Annotated in this window: 3 protein-coding genes; 1 reads left to right on the top strand and 2 read right to left on the bottom strand. The window is 72.7% G+C overall.

From position 1 onward, the window contains the following. Positions 1-746: MFS transporter (locus AOK15_RS40285; protein WP_478078831.1), on the top strand; the 746-nt coding region annotated here is incomplete at its 5' end. A 52-nt stretch (positions 747-798) separates the two neighbouring features. On the opposite strand, the gene AOK15_RS40280 is transcribed toward AOK15_RS40285, so the two are convergent. Together AOK15_RS40280 and AOK15_RS40275 are read right to left on the bottom strand one after the other, a co-directional pair. Continuing rightward, a complete protein-coding gene (locus tag AOK15_RS40280; protein WP_055524110.1) occupies positions 799-1,788 on the bottom strand; it encodes an adenosine deaminase in 990 nt (329 codons plus the stop codon). Between the two features lie 48 nt (positions 1,789-1,836). Further along, positions 1,837-2,637: ribonuclease Z (locus AOK15_RS40275; RefSeq protein WP_055524108.1), on the bottom strand; the 801-nt coding region annotated here is incomplete at its 5' end.

Here is a 2,637-nt window from a genome sequence, read left to right as displayed (position 1 = left end):
ACCTGGGCCCCGGCCACGGCGTGCCGCTCGCCGCGCTCGCCGTCACGGCCCTGCTCACCCTGCCGGCGACCGGCCGTCTCACCACCGCCGTGGCCACCGCCCCCACCGGCGGGGAACGCGGCCCGCTCCCCCACCGCCGCTCGGGCCTGGTCCTCGCCGCGACCCTCCTGCTGTGGTCCCTCGCGCAGAACTCCCTGTGGGGTGTGAGCGGCCGCATCGGCACCACCCAGGCCGGGCTCACCGAGGTCACCGTCGGCGCGGTCTTCGCGGCGGCCCTCGGCGCGGGCCTGCTCGGGGTGATCGGCGCGGGTGCGCTGGGCGCGCGGCTGGGCCGGGCGCTGCCCATCGGCGGCGGCACCGCGCTCATCGCGGGCTGTATCGCGCTGAGCGCCTCGGCGAGCGACCTCACCACCTTCGCCACGGGCGAGATCGCCTGGAACGTGCTCTACCCGGTCGTGCTGTCGTATCTGATCGGTCTCGCCGCCTCGCTCGACCCGCGCGGCCGCTGGGCGGTCCTCGTCGGCTCCGCGTCCTCGCTCGGCACGGCCGCCGGTCCCCTGACCGGCAGCCTGCTCTCCGCGCACGCCGGTTTCCCGGCGATGGGCGCCATCCTGGCCGTGGGCCTGCTCCTGATCGCCGCCCCCATGACGGCCGTGGCCCTGCGCACCACGACCGCCACGACCGAGCACGCCCGCTACCGGGACCGGGCGGCCACCGAGCAGCCGGAGTACCGCCCGGCGGCCTGACGGCGGGCGAACAGTGCCCGTCAGAACTCGTAGGCGTCAGAACACGTACGCCTCAGAACTCGTACGCGTCGACCTCGGCGAGATACCGGGCCCGCCGCTCCTCGTCGTCCTCCAGGAAGGAGGCGGTGAAGGAGTTGCGGGCCAGCTCGCGCAGCCGCTCCTCGCTCAGGCCGAGGGTGCGGTGCACGGCGTCGAAGTTGTCGCCGGCGTAGCCGCCGAAGTAGGCGGGGTCGTCGGAGTTGACCGTGCAGAGCAGTCCCGCGTCGAGCATGGCGGGCAGCGGGTGGTCGGCGAGGGTGTCGACGGTCCGCAGCCGGACGTTGGACAGCGGACACAGCGTCAGCGGGATCCGCTCACGCACGAGCCGCTCGACGAGGTCCGGGTCCTCCATGCAGCGCAGCCCGTGGTCGACGCGCTCGACACCGAGCACGTCGAGGGCCTCGGTGATGTACTCCGGCGGTCCCTCCTCCCCGGCGTGCGCCACCCGCCGCAGCCCCAGCGCGGCGGCGGCCTCGTACACCTCGCGGAACTTGACCGGCGGGTGCCCGACCTCGGCGGAGTCGAGCCCGATGCCGGTGATCCGGTCGAGGTACGGCCGGGCGGCCCGAAGGGTCTCCATGGCGGAGGCGGCGGACTCGTCGCGCAGGAAGCACATGATGAGCCGGGTGGAGATCCCGTGGGTCTCCTCGCTCTTCTCCAGCGCCCGCCACAGCCCCTCGACGACGGTGCCCAGGGCCACCCCGCGGGCGGTGTGCGCCTGCGGGTCGAAGAACATCTCCACGTGCCGCACGCCCTGCGCCGCGGCCCGGGTGAGATAGGCGTCGGCGAGGTCCGCGAAGTCCCGCTCGGTGCGGAGCACGGCCATCAGCTCGTAGTACAGGTTCAGGAACGACTGGAGGTCCTCGAACCGGTACGCCTCGCGGAGCGCGTCCGTGTCGGCGTACGGCAGGGTCACCCCGTTCCGCGCGGCCAGCTCGAACGCCAGCTCCGGCTCCAGGGTTCCTTCGATGTGCAGGTGCAATTCAGCTTTGGGGAGGGACATCGAAGCATGGTACGTCCGGCATGCCGCGATTTCGCATCCGCACGGCCGTCACCGCCGTTTCGGCAGCGCCACCCTCATCAGGTCGTGCGCCACGCTCAGCTCCCCCTCGAAGCCGGCGGCCCGCGCCTGCCGTTCGAACTCGTCCGGCTCCGTGTAGCGCTGGCTGAAGTGGGTCAGCACGAGGTGCCGTACACCGCAGTCACGGGCCACGGAGGCCGCCTGACCGGCGGTCAGATGACCGTGGTCCACGGCGAGTTCGATGTCCTCGTTGAGGAAGGTGGACTCGATGACGAGCATGTCGACGCGGTCCGCGAGGGCGTACACCCCGTCGCACAGCCGGGTGTCCATGATGAACGCGAACCGCTGGCCGCGCCGCAGCTCGCTCACGTCGTCCAGCGACACACCACCGAGGGTGCCCTCCCGCTGGATCCGCCCGATGTCCGGCCCCTTGATGCCGTGCTCGGCGAGCCGTTCGGGCAGCATGCGGCGCCCGTCGGGTTCGACGAGCCGGTAGCCGTACGACTCCACGGGGTGGGAGAGCTTGCGCGCGTCGAGCGTGTACGCGGGGGTGGTGGCCAGCACGCCGCCCTCCCCGTCGACGGGGACCTCCGCGATCGGCACGGTCTCCCGGTACGCCGTCGCGTACCGCAGCCGGTCGAAGAACCGTTTCCCGGAGCGCGGGTAGTGCGCGGTGATCGCGTGCGGGACGCGGTCGAGGTTGATGCGTTGGATGACTCCGGCGAGCCCGAGCGAGTGGTCACCGTGGAAGTGGGTGACGCACAGGCGGTTCAGGTCGTGCGCGGCGACACCGGCGCGCAGCATCTGGCGCTGGGTGCCCTCGCCGGGGTC

It is taken from the genome of Streptomyces ossamyceticus (assembly GCF_001418475.1).
Classification (GTDB): Bacteria; Actinomycetota; Actinomycetes; order Streptomycetales; family Streptomycetaceae; genus Streptomyces; species Streptomyces ossamyceticus.
This window is presented reverse-complemented; position numbering and strand designations above follow the sequence as displayed.

Excerpts from the sequence above, each read along its gene's own strand:
- AOK15_RS40280 (WP_055524110.1), bottom strand. The coding sequence starts at position 1,788 with ATGTCCCTCCCCAAAGCTGAATTGCACCTGCACATCGAAGGAACCCTG.